The 268-nt window shown below is 56.0% G+C and carries 1 protein-coding gene; it reads right to left on the bottom strand.

Translation table 11 applies throughout. The features are described 5' to 3' along the window. A partial coding sequence (locus tag NCS28_RS33125; RefSeq protein ID WP_250517980.1) for a hypothetical protein occupies nucleotides 1-268 on the bottom strand: 268 nt, incomplete at both ends.

Raw genomic sequence — 268 nt, 5'->3', positions numbered from 1 at the left:
CGGCAGTGGTGCCCGAATTTTTCACGTACTGGATGGTAGAAATAGCGCCAGAGTCGGCCAGCATCAGAACAAACTGCTGCGTGCCAAATGCGGGAGACTTCGGGATATGCAGTGCGTAATCGCGATCCGAATGGTTTTCGCTTGGAAGAATGACATCCCGCAAGCCAACCGTTTGCTTGTTCTCGAACGGCCCCCATCGCAGTTCGATTAGAACGTGGACCATACGAGGCAACCGAATTTCCCCGCCGGACTGCGCCCGGTCGGTGAC

Origin of the sequence: Caballeronia sp. INDeC2 (assembly GCF_023631325.1) — a bacterium.
In the GTDB taxonomy this organism is placed as follows: domain Bacteria; phylum Pseudomonadota; class Gammaproteobacteria; order Burkholderiales; family Burkholderiaceae; genus Caballeronia.
This window is presented reverse-complemented; position numbering and strand designations above follow the sequence as displayed.